18 protein-coding genes and 1 riboswitch are annotated in these 20,461 nt (G+C 53.7%); all 18 genes read right to left on the bottom strand.

The window, feature by feature from the left end; all coding sequences use genetic code 11:
* Positions 1-78: 78 nt before the first annotated feature.
* The 18 genes from DXA36_RS10710 to DXA36_RS10620 all read right to left on the bottom strand — a co-directional run bounded on the left by DXA36_RS10710 (position 79) and on the right by DXA36_RS10620 (position 20,345).
* On the bottom strand, positions 79-477 hold the full coding sequence (locus DXA36_RS10710) for a bifunctional adenosylcobinamide kinase/adenosylcobinamide-phosphate guanylyltransferase (protein WP_118678944.1): 399 nt from the start codon (positions 475-477) through the stop codon (positions 79-81).
* 110 nt (positions 478-587) lie between these two features.
* Positions 588-1,376: an adenosylcobinamide-GDP ribazoletransferase gene (locus DXA36_RS10705; RefSeq protein WP_118678942.1), complete on the bottom strand. Its 789-nt coding sequence runs from the start codon at positions 1,374-1,376 to the stop codon at positions 588-590.
* Positions 1,373-1,939: a bifunctional adenosylcobinamide kinase/adenosylcobinamide-phosphate guanylyltransferase gene (locus DXA36_RS10700; RefSeq protein ID WP_118678940.1), complete on the bottom strand. Its 567-nt coding sequence runs from the start codon at positions 1,937-1,939 to the stop codon at positions 1,373-1,375. The genes DXA36_RS10705 and DXA36_RS10700 overlap by 4 nt, the downstream gene beginning before the upstream one ends.
* Positions 1,933-3,084, bottom strand: a complete 1,152-nt coding sequence (locus tag DXA36_RS10695) for a nicotinate-nucleotide--dimethylbenzimidazole phosphoribosyltransferase (protein ID WP_243114611.1) — start codon at positions 3,082-3,084, stop codon at positions 1,933-1,935. Before DXA36_RS10695 ends, DXA36_RS10700 begins: the two co-directional genes overlap by 7 nt.
* The gene (locus tag DXA36_RS10690; protein ID WP_243114610.1) at positions 3,020-4,546 is read right to left on the bottom strand and encodes a cobyrinate a,c-diamide synthase; all 1,527 of its coding nucleotides are present in this window, start codon (positions 4,544-4,546) and stop codon (positions 3,020-3,022) included. The genes DXA36_RS10695 and DXA36_RS10690 overlap by 65 nt, the downstream gene beginning before the upstream one ends.
* Positions 4,543-5,799 carry a precorrin-6Y C5,15-methyltransferase (decarboxylating) subunit CbiT gene (gene cbiT / locus DXA36_RS10685; RefSeq protein WP_182479007.1) on the bottom strand — a complete coding sequence of 419 codons (1,257 nt, stop codon included), beginning with the start codon at positions 5,797-5,799 and terminating at the stop codon, positions 4,543-4,545. Before cbiT ends, DXA36_RS10690 begins: the two co-directional genes overlap by 4 nt.
* Positions 5,792-6,694: a precorrin-6A reductase gene (gene cobK / locus DXA36_RS10680; protein WP_118678936.1), complete on the bottom strand. Its 903-nt coding sequence runs from the start codon at positions 6,692-6,694 to the stop codon at positions 5,792-5,794. The genes cbiT and cobK overlap by 8 nt, the downstream gene beginning before the upstream one ends.
* 12 nt (positions 6,695-6,706) lie before the next feature.
* The gene (cobJ, locus tag DXA36_RS10675) at positions 6,707-7,450 is read right to left on the bottom strand and encodes a precorrin-3B C(17)-methyltransferase (RefSeq protein ID WP_118678933.1); all 744 of its coding nucleotides are present in this window, start codon (positions 7,448-7,450) and stop codon (positions 6,707-6,709) included.
* A gap of 129 nt (positions 7,451-7,579) precedes the next feature.
* The gene (locus tag DXA36_RS10670; protein WP_118678931.1) at positions 7,580-8,671 is read right to left on the bottom strand and encodes a cobalt-precorrin 5A hydrolase; all 1,092 of its coding nucleotides are present in this window, start codon (positions 8,669-8,671) and stop codon (positions 7,580-7,582) included.
* Positions 8,668-9,438: a precorrin-4 C(11)-methyltransferase gene (gene cobM, locus DXA36_RS10665; RefSeq protein WP_118678929.1), complete on the bottom strand. Its 771-nt coding sequence runs from the start codon at positions 9,436-9,438 to the stop codon at positions 8,668-8,670. The genes DXA36_RS10670 and cobM overlap by 4 nt, the downstream gene beginning before the upstream one ends.
* 2 nt (positions 9,439-9,440) lie before the next feature.
* Positions 9,441-10,568, bottom strand: coding sequence for a cobalt-precorrin-5B (C(1))-methyltransferase CbiD (gene cbiD / locus DXA36_RS10660; protein ID WP_118678927.1), 1,128 nt, complete (start codon positions 10,566-10,568; stop codon positions 9,441-9,443).
* 150 nt (positions 10,569-10,718) lie between these two features.
* Entirely contained in the window at positions 10,719-12,185 is a 1,467-nt protein-coding gene (cobI, locus tag DXA36_RS10655) for a precorrin-2 C(20)-methyltransferase (protein ID WP_118678925.1), read from the bottom strand.
* A gap of 192 nt (positions 12,186-12,377) precedes the next feature.
* Positions 12,378-12,565: riboswitch (cobalamin riboswitch) on the bottom strand.
* Between the two features lie 105 nt (positions 12,566-12,670).
* Positions 12,671-14,512, bottom strand: a complete 1,842-nt coding sequence (locus DXA36_RS10645) for an ABC transporter ATP-binding protein (RefSeq protein ID WP_118678921.1) — start codon at positions 14,510-14,512, stop codon at positions 12,671-12,673.
* The gene (locus tag DXA36_RS10640; protein WP_118678919.1) at positions 14,509-16,332 is read right to left on the bottom strand and encodes an ABC transporter ATP-binding protein; all 1,824 of its coding nucleotides are present in this window, start codon (positions 16,330-16,332) and stop codon (positions 14,509-14,511) included. Before DXA36_RS10640 ends, DXA36_RS10645 begins: the two co-directional genes overlap by 4 nt.
* 189 nt (positions 16,333-16,521) lie before the next feature.
* Entirely contained in the window at positions 16,522-16,866 is a 345-nt protein-coding gene (locus DXA36_RS10635; protein WP_118678917.1) for a prenylated flavin chaperone LpdD, read from the bottom strand.
* Complete coding sequence (locus DXA36_RS10630) at positions 16,853-17,437, bottom strand: UbiX family flavin prenyltransferase (protein WP_118678915.1); 585 nt, start codon at positions 17,435-17,437, stop codon at positions 16,853-16,855. The genes DXA36_RS10635 and DXA36_RS10630 overlap by 14 nt, the downstream gene beginning before the upstream one ends.
* The gene (locus DXA36_RS10625; protein WP_118678913.1) at positions 17,419-18,897 is read right to left on the bottom strand and encodes a UbiD family decarboxylase; all 1,479 of its coding nucleotides are present in this window, start codon (positions 18,895-18,897) and stop codon (positions 17,419-17,421) included. The genes DXA36_RS10630 and DXA36_RS10625 overlap by 19 nt, the downstream gene beginning before the upstream one ends.
* A gap of 11 nt (positions 18,898-18,908) precedes the next feature.
* Positions 18,909-20,345, bottom strand: coding sequence for a subtype B tannase (locus tag DXA36_RS10620; RefSeq protein ID WP_243114609.1), 1,437 nt, complete (start codon positions 20,343-20,345; stop codon positions 18,909-18,911).
* Positions 20,346-20,461 lie beyond the last annotated feature (116 nt).

Below are 20,461 nucleotides of genomic sequence, written 5' to 3'. Positions count from 1 at the left end.
TATTTCCTCCCCGGACACCTGCCGTCCTCACGTTTTTTCACGCACTTTACAGTCAAATGCCCGTACCTGCTTAAACGGTTACACCGTTTCCTCCCCTGCCGGCTTAAGCTGCTGTGCAAGCCCGCACACAAGCCGCTCCACCCGTTCCGCCCGGCTCACAACCCCGCACATGATCCGTCCCACCAGCTCCCGGTATTCCCGTTCCGCCCGCTCCATCGGAACAATGCCGCATCCAATTTCATCACATACAATAATCACACCCGGATTTTTCTCCAGAATCTGCTCCACAGCCTGCCGGGCAGCTTCCCTGTCATCCCCAAACCTTCTGATAAACAAGTGGAAATGATCTATCACATCCGCCTCCAGGCACGCTTCTATCCCGGCATCCCCGCCGGAAACAATCCGCTCTTTTTCCGGATATTTCGCCCTCACATATTCCAGCTTTCCCTGTGCCCTGCCGCCAATATAAACCTCCATGCCGGTCCTCCTTTCCGTCACTGCCAAAAACCATCCCCAATCGCCTTCGGCGATGGATTTTGGCACTCTTGAATCCCTTTCTTACGGCCACCGGGGCTGGCACGGATCCCTCATCCCAGGAACAATCCGGCCATCACCGGGACCATAGCGCTCACCCACTCGGCACACAGCAAAAACCACCCGGCCAGATCCCCGGTTATCCCCCCAAACTCCTTTTTGGAGCAATGCCCATACCAGCCATAAACCATCAGGTTTCCTACAACAGTCAGCCCTCCTGCCAAAGGAGAGACAACAAGCATGCCCAGGATCCCTGCGCCAAGCAGGACAAACAGGACAAGCCTCACATACCTTTTATGGGCAGTTGATGAAAAGGCATATAAAAGCCCTTCTTTTTTGGCTCCGGGCATATACACAATGCTCAGGCCGCTCAAAATACGGGAGAGCAGGAAACCCAGGCAGAAGCACAGAACCGCCTGCCTGCGATAGCTCCCGGTAAGGGAACCCATTTGGGAAAGGAATCCCAGATAGGTCAGGTAATAGCCCAGCAGGCAGATGACGGAAAAGGCCCCGATATGGGAGTCCTTCAGAATGCGCAGCTTCTCCTCCCGGGGAAGATACGAATGCAGCGCATCCATGGTATCCATAAAACCGTCCACATGGATCCCCCCTGTCAGGAACAGCGGAATGGCCGCCATACCTGCCGCAAACAGGAAATCCCCGGCTTTGAGATAGCCGCACAGCAGATACCAGGCATAACAAAGCCCTCCTGTTACCAGACCGACCAAAGGGAAAAAGCATATGGCATATTTCCTGTTTTCCTCCGTCCAATCCACTCTTGGCATGGGGATTTTGGAATACATGGAAAAAGCGATACAAAAGGACGCCAACAGTACTCTCATAAGATCTCCTTTCCTTTCAGACACACCGGAATCCCGTACACGACTTCATAGGCGGCGTCCGCCTTACGGCAAAGGCCGCAGTTAACCCGTTCCAGCAGACGGATATAGTTTTCCGTACCTTCCTCATAGGAAATACCGTCGGAAGCCACTTCCCCGGTCACAATTACCAGGTTCCGGCATTTGGCATACAGGCGTTCCACCGTTTCCAGGATCCGTCTTTCCGCCGCCTCCGGGCAGCCCGCGTCCTGCCCCGTCTTATCCCACGCCGGTTCCTCTTCTGCGGAAAACAGCTCATTGGCCGCCAGGTTAGTCATGCATTCCAGGAGAACCGTTGCCTCTGCCCCCGGTTCCGCCAAATCCACCCGGGTGGTACGTTCTATTGTGACAAAGCCCTTTCCGTCCCGCAGCTGCCTGTGGCGTTCCACCTTCCGCCTGCCCTCTTCTCCATAGACCTGCATGGTGGCAAGATACGCCAAAGGGCCTCCCGCGGCAAGCATTACCGCCTTTTCTTCCGCAAAGGCCGATTTACCGCTGCCGCTGCCTCCCGTGATCACCATCAGCATACCGGAACCTCCTGTGTGCCGTAATCTTCATAGGCATCCATCTCCAAATCCCCGAAGGTGGCATTTTCCCGGTAGACCTGGCAGGCCATGTCAAGAAGAGGAAAAAGGGCCACCGCGCCGGTTCCTTCTCCCAAAGCCAGGCGGGCATGAATGACGGGTACAGCCTTAAGTTCCTCATAGATAGCCGCCATGGCCGGCTCTTTTCCCAAGTGGGAGGGCAAAAGGAAATCCCGCACACCGGGAAGCAGCCGGCAGGCTGCCAGCGCCGCCACCGCGGTAATCAGGCCGTCCAGTACAACAGGGACGCGGAACATGGCTCCTCCGATACAGGCTCCCGCCAGGGCACACAGATCCAGACCGCCCACCGTACGCAGGGCACGAAGGGTCTCCTTTCTCTGCGTTTCCCCTGCCTGTTCCCCCTTCTCCTGAAGCGGGCCGGCGCTTCCCAGCCGCCAGGCGGCGATCGCCCGGTCAATCACTTCCGTTTTGTGCCGCACGCCCTCCTTATCCAGACCGGCGCCCGGCCCTGTCACCATTTCGGCAGGCACCCCCAGCATAACGGAGGCTAAAGCGCTGCTGGTCGTGGTATTCCCGATCCCCATTTCCCCCAGGGCCAGAAGCCGGTAGCCTTCGGAGGCCAGCTTCTCCACCATTTCCACGCCGGCCTGCAGCGCCGCAAGCATATCCCTGTCATCCATAGCCGGCTCCTTTAAGAAATTACGGGTTCCGTTTCTGGTCTTTTTTACCAGAAGTCCCGGAAGCTGCAGATCCTCCTTCATCCCCACATCCACCGGAAACACGTCCGCTCCGGCACAGGAGGCCATCCGGTTGACACTGGCAAGGCCTTTGGCGATATTACCGGTTACCAACGTGGTGACTTCGTATCCGCTCTGGGATACCCCCTCTTCGATGATCCCGTTATCCGCACACATGACAATCACTGCCTTTTTTTCCAGGGAAATATCCTCCGTCCCCTGGATGGCCGCGATCTGTACCAGCGCATCTTCCAGAAGCCCCAGCCCGTGCAGGGGCTTTGCTATCTTGTTCCAGTGCCGTTCACCGGCTTTCCCGGCCTGCCTGTCAGGCCTCTGCATCCGCTTCCCGCATGTTTCCAGGTACTGCATCGATTTTTCTTCGTTTTCCATAGTTTTCTGCCGCCTCCACAAATGCGTATGCCGCTTCCGGATTCCCATAAAAATAAAGATGGGGAAATCCCGCATACATCGTATCATCCGCCACGCCCGCCATCCAGCCGGGCCGGCCCCCTCCTTTTTCCACCGCAAAGGCATTCCCCGGGAAGGTACTGTCGTAATAGTGGAATTCATGGGCTTTTAATTCTTCGCCGGCCCGGCACAGCAGATTATCTTTTTCTGCTTTCATCGTAATATATCCGAAACGGGACAGCCGTGGCGTGCGGTAGCAGTCTCCCTGCAATACCCCAGCCATTTCATGATACTGTCCCCTGTCATCCTGAAGCCTCTGATGCAGATACATAAAGCCTCCGCACTCCGCAATGACAGGCATTCCGTTTTCCACCGCTTTTTTTACCGCTCTGCGCATGGGAAGGTTTTGTTCCAGCCTGTCCGCATACAGCTCCGGATATCCGCCGTTCAGTATCAGCGCATCCGTTCCCTCCGGCAGCGCTTCCCCGCGAAGCGGGCTGAAGTAAGCGATTTCACACCCCAGGCGTCTTAAAAAATCCATGTTGTCCTGGTATAAAAAGCAAAAGGCTTCATCCTTCGCCACCCCAATCTTCACGCCGGAAAAAGGAGGGCAAGAGCGTGTTTGAAAATCCAAACACGCTCTGGTCCTATCTACCGGGAAACCGGGAAGGGGCGGGGCACTTTCCGCAAGCTCCCACAGCCCGGCCCAGTCCAGCGTATCCTTCAGCCTGTCATACAAAAGGGCAAGTTTCTCCCGGAACCCTTCGATTTCCCCGGGTGTGACCAGCCCCAGCTTCCGGCTTTCAAAAGCCGCCTCCGGCACCCGCGGCACATACCCCAGCACCCGCACGCCAAGCGCCTCTGCCTCCCGGCACACAGCCGGATACAGCATGGGGGACAACTGGTTAAAAATGACGCCCTGGATTCCGGGCCAGGTCTGGCTCTCCAAAAATCCTTTCAGCACCGCCAGCACGGAACGGCTCATCCCCCTCGCATTTACGGTGAGGATGACCGGCGTTTCCGTCAAAGCCGCAATTTCACTCGCGCTGCCTTTTTCCGAAAACCCCATGCCGTCATAATAACCCATAACGCCTTCTATCACGCGGATATCCCTCCGTCCGCGGTCCTTTCCGGCACACCGGTGGGAATTGCTTTCCCCGCGGTTTCCGGCATGTTCTCCGGCAAGAAGAGCCCGGAGCGTCCGCGCATCGGTAAAAAAGCTGTCCAGATTCCCGGTTTCCATTTCCAGCACCCGGCTGTGAAACATGGAATCAATATAATCCGGCCCGCATTTATACGCAAACGGTCTGTAACCTTGTCTGGCAAGGCCATATAAAATGCCGCAGGTCAAAGTCGTTTTCCCGCATCCGCTGCCGGTGCCTGCTATGAGGATCCGGGGCGCTTCCGTCATGCTTTTTCCCGTTTTGTCAGCCGCCTCTCTCATCCTGCCATATCCCCCCACAGAAGAAAAATCGGATTCTGGGCCTGCAGCATGTGCAGCCCGCCCACCGGACGCAGCCTGGTAATTCCTATCTGGCAGCCATCCACATTCTGCAGCTTTTTCTCCTTCATACAACGTAATGCCTCCGCAGCCGTTTCCATGGTGACCGCGCTGATACAGATACGGACGGAGCCGTCCCTGTGGGGTAGCGCTTCCAGTATCTGTGCAAGCCTGCCTTTCGTCCCTCCGATAAATACCACATCCGGCGCCGGCAGACCGGCCAGTGCTTCCGGTGCCATCCCTTCCACCACCGTCAGGTTATGGCACCCGAATTTCCTTGCGTTCTGCCGGATCAGATCGATTCCCTCCGGCTCGCATTCCACGGCAAAAACCTGCCCTTTTCCTGCAGCGAGGGCCAGCTCCACGGATACGGAGCCGGTTCCCGCGCCGATATCATAGGCCACATCCTCTTCCCGTACCGCCAGCTTGCTCATGATAACCGCCCTGACCTCGCTTTTCGTCATAGGAACCTGTCCGCGGATAAAACATTCCTCCGGGATCCCTGTCATATACGAATTCCCCGCCTGTTCGTTCCGGATAAGAAGGACAGTGAGTTCGTCCGTTTCTGCAGGAAAACCGGAGGCCTGCCATTCTCCGGCCGGACATTTGACAATGCGTTCCTCCGGATAGGAAAGGCGGCTGCCCGCATAAACCGTAACGTTGCCCAGCCCGCCTCCGGTCAGCTCCCTGCAGATTTCCTCCGTTTGTCCGCCGGTAAGCAGGAAGGTCTTCCGGTTCCTTCTGACAGCGGCAAGAAGGTTATCCTTCCTTCCATGATAGCTCAGGACAGCCGCATCGTCCCAGGAAAGCCGGAGTCTGGACGCAAAATAGGAAAGGGAGGATATCCCCGGCTCCACATGGATACATACCCGGCACCTGTCTTTCATCTCCTCCCGGTACCCTTCCAGCGCATCCAGCAGCTTTTTGGCACCGCTGTAAAAACCGGTGTCCCCGGACATAAGCACGGCTGCTTCTTCTTTCCCGCATTCTCTGAGCGCCGCGCAGATCTTTTCCGGCTCATAGGCCTTGACCACGATCCGCTCCGGAGTGCTTCCCTCCTGCAGGCCGCAGGAAGCCAGCATACGGCCCGCCCCTGCCACCAGACCGGCCCGGGAAAGCAGTTCTTTCGCGTTACCGGTCATAGTCCCGGGACCTCCCATTCCGATCCCTATGATACTGATTCTCTGTTTATCCATGATCGTTTCCATCCTTTGCAAGCAGGATTCTCTTTACCTGTTCCACTGCGTATCCATCCCCGGCTTCCGGCCGTCTGATAACCACCACCGCCGCATTGGCTCGTTTTGCCGCCGCCACCTTCTCCGGGTAGCCGCCCGCCGTCCCCGATTCCTTGGTGAGCAGAAATGCTGCGTCCACCTCGCGCAGCATGGCATAATTCATTTCCTCGGAAAAAGGCCCCTGCATACAAATGATATGCTTACCGGTAAGACCCAGCTTGCAGCATTTCTCCAGCATTGCGGGAATCGGCAGTATCCTGGCAAACACACGTTCCGAAAAACCGGTAAGGCCGCACAGCTTTTGCAGCTCCTTGCTGCCCGTAGTCACCAGAATGTTTCCGCAGGTATGTTCAAGCCAGGCAGCGGCGGCACGGATATCCGCCACCTCCGTCAGCCCCTCCTGCATAAGCTGCTCACTCCCGTCCCGGCAGGAGGCGCGCAGGACACGGATATAAGGGATATGTAAGATGCTGCTTGCCTCCTTTATATTCGCCGTTGCCGCGTCCGCATACGGATGTGTGGCATCAATCACCAGCGTGGGGGCATATTGCTTCATTTGTTCTTCCATCCCCTCCCGGTCAAGGCGCCCTGTATGGATTCGGACGGCACTGTCCGGTTCTCCGGCAGGGTATGGCAGCTGTTGTTGAACATAAGGCTGGCCCGCTGTGTATGGCAGCTGTTGTTGAACATAAGGCTGGCCCGCTGTGCGTGGCAGCCGTTGTTTTTCATGGGAAAGGATCTGCTCCCCATAGGCTGTGGTGACATAAACGCCGGCGTCTATTCCTCTTTCTACCAGGAATTCATACAGCTGCCTGCCTTCCGTGGTCCCGGCAAACAGCATCACTTTCTGTTTCATCTAGCTTATCTTTCACTCCTTTGCTTCTTCAAGCCGGTATCCCCTGGGTGTTACCATTTTCCCATGGATATTCCTGGTATGGCTGTTGCCGATAAAAACCGTAGTAAACATATCCACGTTGGTATTCCGCAATTCCTCCAGTGTGGTCACCACCGCCTCTTCCCCATCTCTTCCGATATTGCGCACATAGCCGCACACCGTACGGGGGGAACGCCATTCCAGGACGATATCACAGGCCATCTGCAGATAATCACCCCGCTTCCGGCTGGAGGGATTATAAATACAAAGAACCGTATCGCTCTTTGCACCGCAGCGGATCCGTGTCCGGATAACCTCCATGGGCGTAAGCAGATCACTTAAGCTTATCGTGAGGAAATCGTGGGACAGAGGCGCTCCCAGCAAGGCTCCGCCGCTGGCGGCTGCCGTCACACCTGCAATGACACGGATCCGTTCCGTGAGGCCCTCCTCCTGTGCCGCCAGTTCATACACCAGGCTCGCCATGCCGTAGATCCCGCTGTCGCCGCTGCATACAAGGGCTACCTTTTTCCCCTTTTTTTCTTCCTCTATGGCTATAAGGCACCGTTCCTTTTCCTGCTTCATAGGCGTCACCAGGAATTCCTTTTCCGGGAACCAGGGACGGATGATGTCCACATAGGTGGTATATCCGATTATCAAATCACATCCCTGCAGCGCCCTGTCCGCTTCCACGGTCATCTGCTCATAGCTGCCCGGGCCAAATCCTACTATATATAACATTCTTTTATCCTTTCTACTTAAGTAACTTGCGTTCCGGCAAGTCCGGACTGTTACCTTTTTATTCCCGCGGGCAACGAGCCAAACGGATGCACTCGCATAGAACTGACGGTTCTATTATCCACTTAGCGACTACCGTTCCTTTGCGTATGGCCCAAACGACACGCAATATGACGACGTGTCCTGTCTGGCAATGGCGATGGTAATGCCTCCGCCCGCCTGCTTTTCCACCAGCAGTTCTCCTGCGCCGCTCCCTAAAACAGCGGCCCGTTCACATACGTTATCCACCCCCACGGTCTGTTCCACAAACGGGGAGCCGTGGAAAGAACCGGGGGCCTGCTCCAGCTCCCGGGGTGTGAAGGTAAGAAAAGGCACTCTCCTTGCCAACGCCTCTTCCTGGATTCCCGTCTCGGCCCTTTTCAGACTGACCGACGTAAAGCGGGCAATTCTTCCTTCCCACAGCCCTTTTTCTTCCAGGATGCGGGTAAGGCAACGAGTAATTTCTTCCCTGGCTGTCCCTTTCCTGCAGCCGATCCCCACCGTCAGATCCCTGGGGACGAGATAACAGGTCAGAGGGAATACCTGCCGGTCCCCTTCCGCCGATATGACAATCCCGCACACCGGCCGCCGGTCCTCATCCGCCCCTTTTTCCCTGTCCGTCACCGGAACCAGCAGGGGCGGAAGCTCCCCTTCCCATGGGACATCGCTGTAAAACCCCACGGCTTCCCCGTTAAGGATCCTTCCGGATACCTCACGGACAGCTTCCGGGTTCCGCACTGCCAAACCGTTTTCCCTGGCAAACACATCTACGGCGAACACCCCGTTCAAATCCGTCGCTGTGGTGATAACCGGCTCTGCGCCCGTGAGAAGCGCGATCCGTCTGCACCATTCATTCGCCCCGCCCAAATGGCCCGACAACAGGGAAATGACGTGAATGCCGCATTCATCCATCACCAGGACCGCCGGATCCTTCGCTTTTCCCCGAAGGAAGGGAGCCACTGCGCGCAGCGCAATTCCGGTTGCCCCGATAAAAAGGAGAAGGTCGCAGGAAGCAAAAAGCCCCTCCGTCAGATCTTTCACATGGGTAAAAGGGGTCAGTCCCTCTCCTGCGTATTTATAAAAGCCGTATCCGGTGCTGTCGATCTCCTCCGCCCGGAGTCTGCCGGTAATCTCCCGGTTCCATCTACCGCCTTTTTCAGTGAAGGAAACCACTGCCGCTTTCATCTTTGCTTTCCATCCTCCCTCCCCCGGCGGAATTCCGTCGTAAAATCAGCCGCATACAGCCTGGACAATTCATAGTCGCTCCCCAGTACCTTCCCGACAACGATCAGCGCTGTTTTGCGGATACCGGCACGCTCCGCCAGCTCCGGAAGTTCCTCCAGCGTCCCCCGGATGATTTTTTCATCCTCCCAGGTGACTTTATAACAGACGGCGCAGGGAGTATCCGGATCCAGGCCTCCTGCCAGCAGTTCTTCCCGCACCTGGGGCAGGAGGCCCGTGCTCAGGAACAGAACCAGCGTGCTCTTATGCGCCGCCAGATTCCTCAACTGTTCGCTTTCCGGCACGGGTGTCCTTCCTTCCATCCTGGTAATAATTACGGTCTGGGAAACCCCGGGCAGGGTATATTCCGCCTGCAGGGATGCCGCCGCACCGCAGAAGCTGCTGACACCGGGGCATACCTCATAGGAAATCCCCCTCTCCTCCAGCCGATCCATCTGTTCCCGGATCGCCCCATACAGACAGGGATCCCCGGTATGGAGACGGACTGTTTTTTTCTTATCCGTTTCTCCCTGCACCATCACGTCTATCACCTCTTCCAGCGTCATCAGCGCGCTGTTGTATATCCGGCAATGGGACGAAGCCGATACAAGCAGTTCTTTGTTTACCAGAGAACCTGCATAAATAATGATATCCGCCTGTTTCAGAAGTTCCAGCCCTCTGACCGTAATCAGATCCGGCGCTCCCGGTCCTGCTCCTACAAAATGAACCATGTTTATTCTCCTATTTCTTCTAAAAGGGCATCCGCACCCTTTGTTTTTCCAAGAATCCCGTATCGGTTGGAAAATACCACCACCTCGGCCTGAAGCTTCCCGCCGGTCCTGTGTTCCAGGTGGCAGGCTATTTTTTCCATGAGTACAGCCATAGTCTTTTCCAGCCAGCCGCAGCGGATCAAAATATCCAGTGCATCTTCCGTCGTATTGGCGCCCAGCAGCGTTACCGCTGTCCCGGCGTCCCCGCCGGCCAGAATCAGACTTGCCGCCAGCGTCTCCAGCCGGGCATCCGCCCAGCGGGAATGGGTATTCATCACACCGGCTCCCAGCTTCACCAGTTTTCCGATATGTCCCACTAATAGAAGGGCATCAAATCCAATTTCAATCGCTTTATCCAGGGATTCTCCTATGTAATTGCTGCACTTTACGCTCTTGTACGGATCGATCTTCAGGGAATCCCTCAGAAAATCCATACCATAATTCCCGGGTGTGAGAAGGATTTTTTGTCTGCCCACAGCGGCCGCCTGTCTCATTTCCACCTCTATGGTATCAAGAAGGGCCGCTTCGCTCATAGGCTCCACAATTCCCGTGGTGCCCAGGACCGATATCCCGCCCTCAATACCCAGACGGGGATTGAAGGTCCGGCCGGCAAGAGCTTTGCCTTCCGGGATGGAAATGATCACAAGGATCCCTTCCTCATATCCCCGTGCGGAACAAACCGCCTTTACCGCTTCGGTTATCATGCGGCGCGGTACTGAATTAACAGCCGCTTCTCCCACCGGCTGATCCAGGCCGGGCCGGGTAACTCTTCCCACACCCTCCCCGCCGTCTATCCGGATCCCGATCTCCGTTTTTTCCACAGAAGCATAGATGAGAATCCCATTGGTCACATCCGGATCATCCCCGCTGTCCTTCCGGACGGCGCAGCATACCCTTCCCTCTTCTTCCCGGATATCCTCCACATCCAGAAAAAGCGTCTGCCCGGATGGGGTAACCAGTTCCACGGCTTCCGTCCTTCCCCCGCCCAGCAGCATCTGTACGGCGGCTTTCGCTGCGGCAGCGGCACAGGATCCGGTCGTATAACCGCAGCGCAATCGTTTCTGGTTTTTAAATACATACTGTTCCAGCAAAACCGTCTCTCCTCTCAGGAACTGTGGTGAAATCAAATACCCCGTCAGCTTGCTGCGGTGGTATTTGACCCTCGCGGCAGTCGCCAAGTGGATGCACAAGTGCATCCGTTTGGCTCGTTGCCCGCGGGAATAACCGGCACACTTTGCAGGCTATCTTATCACCACTGTGGTAAAATAACTGCTGCCCTCCGGTATTTCCTGCGTCGCAGGCAGAAAATGTTCTCCCGGAAGCCCGCAGTTTTCCGCGATGAGCGCCCTGTCCTCCAGTCCTTTTTCGGCAAGGTACTGCCGCAGCTTCCCCAGCTTTCCTCCGCTTTTCATCAATACCTTGGTACCCTCCAGGGCCATATACGGCTCCAGTTCTTCTTTTCCTGCGGGTATCACCATCAGGACCTGGGAACCGGAAACAAGAGGTTTCCCGGTTTTGGCGGCAATATCACAAAAGCAGGGGACACCGGCGCATATCCTTACCGGGTAACCGGCCTGCGCCGCCCGTTCCCCCACATAGGAAAATGTGGAATAAATGGAAATGTCCCCAATCGTAAGCATGGCCACATTTTTCCCCTGTTCCAGATATTCCGCAAGCAGCTCTGCTATTCTCTCATAATTCTTTGCCAGGATTTCCTTATCCCTGGTCATGGGGAAATCCGTATAGACGATTTCTTTTCCCCGGATATCGGCGGTCTGCATGACAATAGAAAGAGCGAGTGTGTTTTCTCCCCGGGTACGGGGCACTGCCAGTACAGGGCACTCCTTTATCAGGCGCACCGCCTTGAGCGTAATCAGTTCCGGATCGCCCGGGCCAACACTGACACCATAAAGCACACCCGTATTTTTTTCCTCCAGCTTTTGTAAATGGCGGATGTACAAACTGCGTATTTCCGGGTATTCCCCCATTCCCTTCACCACACACCGCACCCGAATCCCCTGGGACTCCAGCAGGCGTTTCCAGCTGCCCGGCCCGTTCCCCGCCATGTCCGTATGGGCATGATCCCCTGCGACCAGCATGAGCGGAGTCATTACCGCCTTCCGGTATCCGTTCTTTTGAAGGAGCGCCGTTACCTCTTCCAGATCCGGGCTGGCCTCCACAGTCCCCAGGAATACATCGGTACAGCCCATCCGGTTCCAGATATCCTGGAGCCGGGCATAAACGGCATTGTTTTCATGACGGGATCCATGCCCCATCAGCACCAGGGCTTCTCCCTCTTCCCTTGGAAAATGTTCGGCATAAAAAGCGGCAACACTTTTCAGATCCTCCTCATCGTTAAGCAGAGGCACACCGATTTCCATCCGTCTGAAACGCCCCCGGAACCCTTCCGCCTGGGCACAGAGCTTTTCGTATTCCTCCCCGGCCAGAAGATGGGTGGGCTGGATAAGAACCTCCTCGATCCCTTCCTCCGCCATTTGGGCGAGCGCCTGCATGGTATCGGGGATTTCCACCCCTCTTTCCTTCCATATGCGCATGATAATTGTACTGGTAAACGCCCTTTTTACAGGCATATGTGAAAATACCCTTTTAAAATCCGCCTCCAGCGCCCCAATGGTACACCGGCAGGAATCCTCATAGCTTGTTCCGAAGCTGACTGCCAATATGCCTGTTTTTTTCTTCTGTTTCATGCTTTCTCCTTTTCATGGCCCGGCACCGTTGCTGTTCACGGCCTTTTGTGCCTGCATAAAAAAATACCGCCTCCCGCAGCATAACGCATACGAAAGCCGGTTTAAAAAACAGATCTGTCATCTTCCCCTGGAAAAGGACCGCTTTTCGCACCCGGCCATCGCTCGTAACCGATGCGGGGAGCACTCTTCCCATGTTCCCCATCATGAAAGGCAGGTCTTCTGGCTCCGGTATCCTCATCGTATCCGTCCTTCCCGGTTTCCCAGTGGCATTCTCTGATACGACTCCTCCGTTACAGCGGCGGGACCGCAAGGGCTTTGCACCCTTTTCCCTATTATCCTGCGCGGTCTGGCCGGCAGGCACCTCTTCATTTTTTATAAAATTTTCTTTCTCGATTATATTACGGAAACAGGCCAGAGGCAATCGTTTATTTTACCTTTTGAAAGAAAACATACGTAACAGTTCGATCTTGCCTGAAGTGTTATCTTTATGCTCCCCCGTTCGCTGCACTTCTGTCCGCTCCGTCTTCCTCATAGTACCTGGCCTGTGCCTGCCACATGACAGCATATTTACCCTTATCCTCTTTCAGTAGTTCCTCATGATTTCCACGCTGCACAAGTTCTCCTTCATGAAAAACCAGTATGTAGTCGCAAAAACGGCAGGAAGAAAGGCGATGGGATATAAAAACCGCGGTTTTATCACCAATCAGCCTATGGAAACCGCTGTATATTTCATGCTCTGATATGGGATCCAGAGCGGCGGTAGGTTCATCCAGAACCACTATCGGCGCATCTTTATACAATGCTCTGGCTAATGCAATCTTCTGTGCTTCACCACCAGACACCTCCACACCCTCTTCATCCAAATCCCGGTACAGACTGGTGGCAAGTCCCTTCTTCATCCGCTCCAGGCGGGCAGCAAATCCTGCTTTCTTAAGGCATTCCCATACCCTCTCCTGCTGATATTCCTGTGCCGCAGCTACATTTTCTCCCAAAGGCTGAGCCAGAAGTTTGAAATCCTGAAACACTACCGAAAACAGCCGCATATATTCCTCATATTCATATTCCCTGATGTCCGTCCCATTCAGCAGGATGCTTCCTTCGGATGGATCGTACAAGCGGCAGAGCAGCTTTACCAGTGTGGTCTTTCCGCTGCCGTTCATTCCTACCACTGCCGTTTTTTCGCCAGGATGCAGGCGGAAGGACACATGGGACAATGCGGGTTTTCCTGCTCCGGGATAGGTAAAGGATACATCCCGGAACTCAATCTCACCTTTTCCCGCTTCCATACCTGCGGGAAGGCATCCGCCCTCCAGCAGACCGGGAAGATCAAGATAAGCAAAGGTACTCTCCATGCGTCTTGCATTCATCAGGATTTCACTACGGCTTTTAGCGAGTATTTTCAGACTTTCGGAGAAACGGTATATACTGGAAGCAAAAAGAACCACTGCCCCTGCTGAAAGAGCACCCTGCAGTGAACGCAGAACCACAAACACATAAGCCCCTCCCATAAGGATGCCAGATGCCGCACCGTCCAGCGCGCCTGCCCGCTGCTCCAGCCTGCTCTCTCCTTCCACCATCCTGTCCCGTTCTTCTTCACGCAGAGCGCTTTTAATCAACGGCTGGGCATTGTATATACGAATATCCTTACCTTCCCTGTAGGTAATTCCTCCGCGCATCAGATAGTTCGCCCTGCTGCTGGTTTTATCAAACTGTCTTTTCAGCGTTTCTTCTTCCTGAAAGGTTCTTTTTTCGACAGAAGCAGAAAAGAAGGTAACTGCAAATACATAGCCGAAAAACAGAAGCGTTGACCAATCTAACCAAAAACTGCCCTGAAAGAGAACCAAAATCAGAAATGCGGCCGAGGCCATGATCCCGATAACACCGGCACAGCAGCGTTGGAACTGCGGAATCATATAGTAAGCGCCGCAGCCCCAGTCGTAGTCATTCTGAATTCTTGCCCGCAGCCCGGCTGTCTCTGCACTGTCAAGCCGGGCATAATCCATATCCATGCTTTTGTCGTTAAACTTCCATTCCATCAGATCATTACAATATTCCGAATGGGGCAGGCCGCAGCGGAACATTTTTCCCCTCACAACATTCATGATAAATAATATCACAACTCCGATAACCGCTGCTAACGCCAGCTCTTTAAAAGAAGCTCCCTGTTCCAGGCCATCTACAAATATTGCTGAAAGAACAGGTGCTCCCAATGGGATCAACGCCTCCATCAGAGCCAGAACGAAAGCCATTGGCAATGCCCACGGCTCACACTTTTGAATCTCCCGGAGACATCGTAAAAGATGAAGCATATCCGCTCTCTTTCTCATGCATTCACCTCCGCATCTTTCTTATAATAATGACTCTGAACGCGATACATTTTGGCGTATTCCACACAGCCAGCCAAAAGTTCTTCATGACTTCCGCTCGCTGTCACCCTGCCTTTTTCCAGCAAAACCACACGATCACAAAAACGGGTGCTGGCAAGCCTATGGGAAATATAAATTGCTGTTTTCTTTCCTGCCAGGCTGTGAAACAACTCATAAGTCTCACTTTCAGCAATGGGATCCAGTGCGGCTGTGGGTTCGTCAAAAAACAGCAACATCGCATCCTTATATAATGCCCTGGCCATCAGAAGCTTCTGCTGCTGCCCTCCTGACAGGCACACTCCGCCTCCATCCTCCAGATTCATCATCATCGTTTCCATTTTTTCCGGCAGCCGGTTGATGTCTTCCCACAGCCCTGTTTTTGTCAGACATTCCCTGATCCGTTCCATGTCCATCTCTTTTTCATTAAGTGACACATTCTGTGCTACCGTAAAGGGCAGTATCGTGGCCTCCTGAAAAACCGGTGAAATCATTTGATACAAATCCTTCTTCCTGAAATGCCTGATATCCGTATTATTTATCAGTATCCTTCCTGACTCCGGCTTATAAAAACCACACAGCAGCTTTACAATAGTCGTTTTTCCGGCGCCGTTTATTCCCACCAGAGCTATTTTTTCCCCCTCTCCAATCTGCAGATTAAAATGATCCAATACCTGATATCTGCCCTCGTAAGTAAAACTTACATCCTCAAAGGTAATAGAAACCGGTGTTCCTTCTTCCGGCGGTATGGCCGCCGGATCCGGATCGGGTTCGTCTGCAGCTTCCAGGTAACTTCTCATCCTGTTTAACGGAGGTACCGCCTGGACCATCTGCCCCACGCTGTCGGATACCCGTGTGACCAGAGCCGAAAAGGAAGCCACCACGCTGCATGCCAGTACAAATTCTCCAGGCGTAAGATTACCCGAAGCCGCCTGCCATAAAAAGTACAGATAAGCCGCCCCGTCTCTGAAAAACAAACTCACTGCCTCCACCAGCGCCGCAAAATAATAATAACGCTGCACATCCTGTCTCAGGCGGAAATGGGCTTCATTGTAATTACGAAAGCAAGCTCTGATCCAACCGCCCATTTCATATAACCGTAAATCTTTTCCAAAAGTAACATCAGAGGCATAATCCTTCATATATCCCCTGCTCCGCTGCAGAATGCTGCGGCTGGCGAGCGTTTTCACCTCATGCTTTTGTGCCTTACGTAAAGCGCCGAAATTCAGAACTGACAGAAGAATAATGAAAAGCAGCATCCAGGGGCTTAAAGATGCAATTATACTTCCATACAGGATAAAACTAATCACCGCTCCACATACTTTTATGGCTCCTTCTGACATCAGTGTTGTCGCAGACCAGGGACCCCAATCCACACTCATCAGTTTTGCCTGACTGTACTGCTCCTGCCAGCGGGCACTTTCCACATGTTCATAATCGCAATCCAGTGTTTTTCCAAACAGCTGAATTCTGTAATAACTGCGCAGACGATCCAACAACCTTGTCTTCCCTCTGGCCGCCATGTTTCCCACCGTCTGGGATACCGCTATAATACAGGTTATGATGCCCAACACAAACAGTGCCTTTTTGACGGATGAGTGCTGTACCACAAGATCCACACCAATCTTCGGCAGATACATTGCTATATAAGGGGTTATTACCATACACAGGGATTCCAGAATCATAAAGACCATGAGTTTCCTGTCACTTTTCCATATCCCTTTAAGCAGATAAATAAAATTATTCCAAAGTGAATACTCATCTTTTTGTTTTTTTGTCCTCACACTTTTCCTCCGGTATTTCCCATTTTTTCCGTTCGTTGTAAAATTCTTGTTTTTTCTATCATACAAGCTTTTTCAGGATAAAACAATAAGTAGTAAAAACCAATGTATACAGTAAAAGCTGTCACATGCAGATAAGTTTTCCTCACCCATGCGGCAGCTTTTCCATATTTTTTCGTTTTTCCCTTGTATTTATGAAATTCTCTTCAAAACGTCCTTCAACATATCTTCCATAATTTCCATGATTTCCGCAATATCGGCTCCGTTTACCCCATCATAATGAATCCCTGCCGTTACCACCACAGGCAGACCGGTCTGCCTGTTTATAGCCTCCGCCCAGCTTTCGGTCAACACGGCTTCCCGGTGTCCCGGAAATACCACTGTTTCCAGTTCTTTTTCACAGGAAACGGCACTGACCGCTCCGATATGGGAAAGATCGCCCCCGTAAAGATCCACCCGTATCCCGTTATCCAGTACCAGAACAGAGGCTGTTATGGTCTTGTTTCCCCATTCTGCTTTCCTTTCAAAGGTTCTCATCCATCCCCTCCCATCTGCGGTAGCCTTCTCCCTCCAAGCCGAACATATCCAGAATTTTACCCGTAATATGCCTTATGCAGCAGTCCAGGGAATCCGGATGGTTATAAAAGCTCAGGACCGGGGGCAGGATCACCGCTCCGTACCGGCTGAGTTCATACAGATTCCGCAGATGGATGGTGCTTAACGGGCATTCCCGGGCCACAAGGACCAGCCTTCTGCGCTCCTTAAGCGTCACATCCGCAGCCCTGAGAAGCAGGTTATCGCTGTAGCCGGATGCAATTCCTGCTGCTGTTTTCATGCTGCAGGGAACTACGATCATGCCGTCCGTCCGAAAGCTCCCGCTGGCGGGAGCCGCTCCGATATTCTGGTTATCATAGACATAATCCGCCATTTTTTCCAACACCTGCGGCGTCTGTCCTGTCTCCTGAAGCAAGGTCCGCGCAGCTCCTTCGGTATATATCAAATGGGTTTCTGCCTGATCCCGGCGTGCTCTCAGCTGCCGAAGCAGTTCCCATGCAAGAGGCATACCGGAAGCGCCGCTGATTCCGACTATTATTCTTTTTTTATCCATTTTGACGGATCCACCTCCATAAATGCAGCACGCCGGAACCGTTCTTTCATGGAAAACGGAACCGTACAATCATAGATGGTCTTGCAGGATATTCCCACATCCGGTATGGATGGGCTGTAGTCCGGCCGCTGGCTGGGATCCAGGGGATGGCACCGCACGCCGGGGATGAATACCGTATCCACATCTCCCTGATACCGGGTATTCAGCGCCCACAGCACGTCATCCGTATCAAAAAGATCCACATCCTCATCCACCAGAATGATATGCTTCAATTCCGAAAAGGCGCTGAAGGCCAGCAGGGCGGCCTGGCGCTGCCTGCCCTCATCACTGGGCACCTTTTTGGCAATCTGAAGGATAACCATATATTTCCCGCCTCCCGACGGATGGGCATAGACATTCTTCAGCCGGCCCGGCATGGCTTTTTCCACCATGGCATAAATGCTGGCTTCCGTACAGATACCCGCCATATTCACATGTTCCATGCCCGGCCCGATACAGGTCTGCATGATCGGATTTTTCCGATGTGTCACCGCTTTCACCCGGATCAGCCTGCATTCGTCGCTGGCCGGTCCCGTGTAACCCGGAAATTCCGGCATGGCATAACCGGTATTGCTGCCCTGATCCTCCCGGATTCTTACGCCGGGAAGGATTTCCCCTTCAATCACATATTCAGCATTGGCAATGGCATTCTCCTGTATGGTCAGGCAGGGACACAGCCTGACAGGCTGCCTGCGCAATGCGCCGGCTATGGACAGTTCATTAAATCCAAGCGGGGTTGTGGGCGGTTCAAAACAGGAGGTGACCGCAATTGCGGGATCCACACCGATGCTTATGGAAATGGGCAGCGGCTGTCCCAGCTCCTGGGCACGCTCCGCCATGGCTCCGATATGTCTGGCTCCCGGGGTAAAGAAAATGGACAGTTCCGCGTTTCCCTGAAGGCACATACGGTGTATGGTCACATCGCTGACACCGGTATCCGGATGGCTGGCATAGCACATTCCCAGTGTAATATAGGGGCCTGCATCCACCGGTGTGTTTGTAGGCGCGGGAAGCAGCTTTCGCAGATCAAAACCCTCCTCCTGTGCATAATGTACCACCTCCTGGCAGGGCGCAGGCTCACGGGATAGTTCCGGGGGAACCGGACTCCGGGCACACTCGCATAAAAGCCGGCCCAAAGACTCCGGAGGACAGCCAAGCAGAAGGCCCACCCGTTTCCTGCTTCCCAGGATCCCAATCGCTGCCGACGCATCCGGAAACCCTTTCAGATTATGAAATATCATAGCCGGCCCGTTTACTCCTGCCGGCCGTTTTACGGTGCCGCCGGCCCCTACATAACGGTAAACCCCAGCCAGTTCGGCCATGGTATCCACCGGCACATCCGTTTCCACCAACTGGCCTTCCTCGTTTTGCAGCACCTGCAGGGCGGTCCGCAAATCCAAAATTTCTGTCCTGTAATCCATAGCGGCTCCTTTCATACATCACAAATACGGTCAATCCAGGCAAACAGCTCCGGTAAATCGTAATCTCCCGCATGGGGCAGTCCCCAGGGAAGATGGTAGTCCACCTGTATGCCCTGTTTTTTCAGGGCGGCGGCCAGCAGGGCGGAAACCGCCAGGGAAGTATCCCGGTCGGAAGCGCCGTGACGGATACGGAAACAGGGTGCCGTATCGCAATGGCTGTCGCCTATATAGTTCATCGGATTCATCCGCCGGATCTGGCCTTCTTCTGCCATCTCCCCCTCCGCTTTGGTATGTTCCAGGCTGAAGCGGGTAAAATGCCGGGAAACGATGCCATCGGTTCCGAACAACTCATTTTCCGGTGTTTGCAACCATACGTCATCAAAGGCAGGCGTGGTTTTCATCCTGGTACGGAATGCCGTAAATTGTGCAAAATCCACATCCACCGCTTTCCCGTCCCGTACTTGAATCCAGGGACAGCCGGTAAAATCCATTCCTCCTTCCATTGCCTTTTGTATGGATTCCATGACACGGTCTTTGATATATTGTTGAAAGCTTCCATTCCCATCCTCTTCTAAAATAAGGTCATTTCCCCGTTCATCCGTCAAATGTAAACTGTTCACATAGGATGGGAATAATTTTTTAAGTTCAGCGGAAAGCTTTTTCTGTTCCTCCGTCTGTGTCCCCGTCACGGGCTGCCTCTTCATCTCTCCGGTTTCCGCATCCTTTTCAAACCGCATGTACCGGTAATCATGCAGACCGTTGAATTCCCATTCATAGGCCATATCCCCATGCTCCAGATTAGTAATAGGACAATAGCAGGATGCGGCATAAATATCGTCCCCCGCCTCGGCGGCTCCTGCCGCTTCCAGAAAGCTTTCATAGTCCGGATGATTTCCCGTCACTCCCAGCAGCGCGGAAAGCGCTCCGCCGGCGCTCGTTCCATTGGATATAATCCGTGACATATTACCGCAGATCCGTTCCCGGTTATACTTCAGGTATCGCACAGCCGCCTTGAGATCCACGATGCAGGCCGGGGCACAGCCGATATTGCTTCCGTCAGCCCCCGTAAGCCCTCTGCCCCTGGCTCCCACAGATACCGCCACACAGCCATGCAGCAGTGCAAAGTAAAGGGCGTTGGTTTTCCCCATAAAATGATTGCCCGGCTTCTCCGGTTTCCCCGGCATATATCCGCCCACCGTATTTGCCAGAAATACAGGGGCCGTATGCCTGTCATAACGGCCTATCGTCCCTCCTTCCATAAGCAATTCCGGCACATATATATTCATCCTCTGGTATTCTTCGGCCACCGGCCTTTCCACATATACCAAATCTTCATAGGCCCTGTAAACCACAGTATGGCCTTCCGCCTCCACAGACTCCACCCGGTAATTTTCCGGATTAAAAAGCAGACTATACCCCATTTTTTTATCCTCTCTTCCTTTTTCCATAGCAGTCCGACACTTTATGTAACCGTTCAGACAGCCCTTTATGTCCTGCCTGTGGTTCATTATAGAAAATTATGGATTGGCAGGCAATTCGAAAAAGGGTATAATATATTCCAAAC

It is taken from the genome of Eisenbergiella sp. OF01-20, assembly GCF_003478085.1.
Lineage (GTDB): Bacteria > Bacillota > Clostridia > Lachnospirales > Lachnospiraceae > Eisenbergiella.
The sequence above is the reverse complement of the archived record's forward strand: the minus strand, read 5'-3'. Positions and strand labels throughout refer to the sequence as shown.

What these genes read in the sequence shown, in the direction of transcription:
- DXA36_RS10710 (WP_118678944.1), bottom strand. Translation starts at nt 477, where the DNA reads ATGGAGGTTTATATTGGCGGCAGGGCACAGGGAAAGCTGGAATATGTG.
- DXA36_RS10705 (WP_118678942.1), bottom strand. Translation starts at nt 1,376, where the DNA reads ATGAGAGTACTGTTGGCGTCCTTTTGTATCGCTTTTTCCATGTATTCC.
- DXA36_RS10700 (WP_118678940.1), bottom strand. Translation starts at nt 1,939, where the DNA reads ATGCTGATGGTGATCACGGGAGGCAGCGGCAGCGGTAAATCGGCCTTT.
- DXA36_RS10695 (WP_243114611.1), bottom strand. Translation starts at nt 3,084, where the DNA reads ATGGAAAACGAAGAAAAATCGATGCAGTACCTGGAAACATGCGGGAAG.
- DXA36_RS10690 (WP_243114610.1), bottom strand. Translation starts at nt 4,546, where the DNA reads ATGAGAGAGGCGGCTGACAAAACGGGAAAAAGCATGACGGAAGCGCCC.
- cbiT (WP_182479007.1), bottom strand. Translation starts at nt 5,799, where the DNA reads ATGGATAAACAGAGAATCAGTATCATAGGGATCGGAATGGGAGGTCCC.
- cobK (WP_118678936.1), bottom strand. Translation starts at nt 6,694, where the DNA reads ATGAAACAGAAAGTGATGCTGTTTGCCGGGACCACGGAAGGCAGGCAG.
- cobJ (WP_118678933.1), bottom strand. Translation starts at nt 7,450, where the DNA reads ATGTTATATATAGTAGGATTTGGCCCGGGCAGCTATGAGCAGATGACC.
- DXA36_RS10670 (WP_118678931.1), bottom strand. Translation starts at nt 8,671, where the DNA reads ATGAAAGCGGCAGTGGTTTCCTTCACTGAAAAAGGCGGTAGATGGAAC.
- cobM (WP_118678929.1), bottom strand. Translation starts at nt 9,438, where the DNA reads ATGGTTCATTTTGTAGGAGCAGGACCGGGAGCGCCGGATCTGATTACG.
- cobI (WP_118678925.1), bottom strand. Translation starts at nt 12,185, where the DNA reads ATGAAACAGAAGAAAAAAACAGGCATATTGGCAGTCAGCTTCGGAACA.
- DXA36_RS10645 (WP_118678921.1), bottom strand. Translation starts at nt 14,512, where the DNA reads ATGAGAAAGAGAGCGGATATGCTTCATCTTTTACGATGTCTCCGGGAG.
- DXA36_RS10635 (WP_118678917.1), bottom strand. Translation starts at nt 16,866, where the DNA reads ATGAGAACCTTTGAAAGGAAAGCAGAATGGGGAAACAAGACCATAACA.
- DXA36_RS10630 (WP_118678915.1), bottom strand. Translation starts at nt 17,437, where the DNA reads ATGGATAAAAAAAGAATAATAGTCGGAATCAGCGGCGCTTCCGGTATG.
- DXA36_RS10625 (WP_118678913.1), bottom strand. Translation starts at nt 18,897, where the DNA reads ATGGATTACAGGACAGAAATTTTGGATTTGCGGACCGCCCTGCAGGTG.
- DXA36_RS10620 (WP_243114609.1), bottom strand. Translation starts at nt 20,345, where the DNA reads ATGGAAAAAGGAAGAGAGGATAAAAAAATGGGGTATAGTCTGCTTTTT.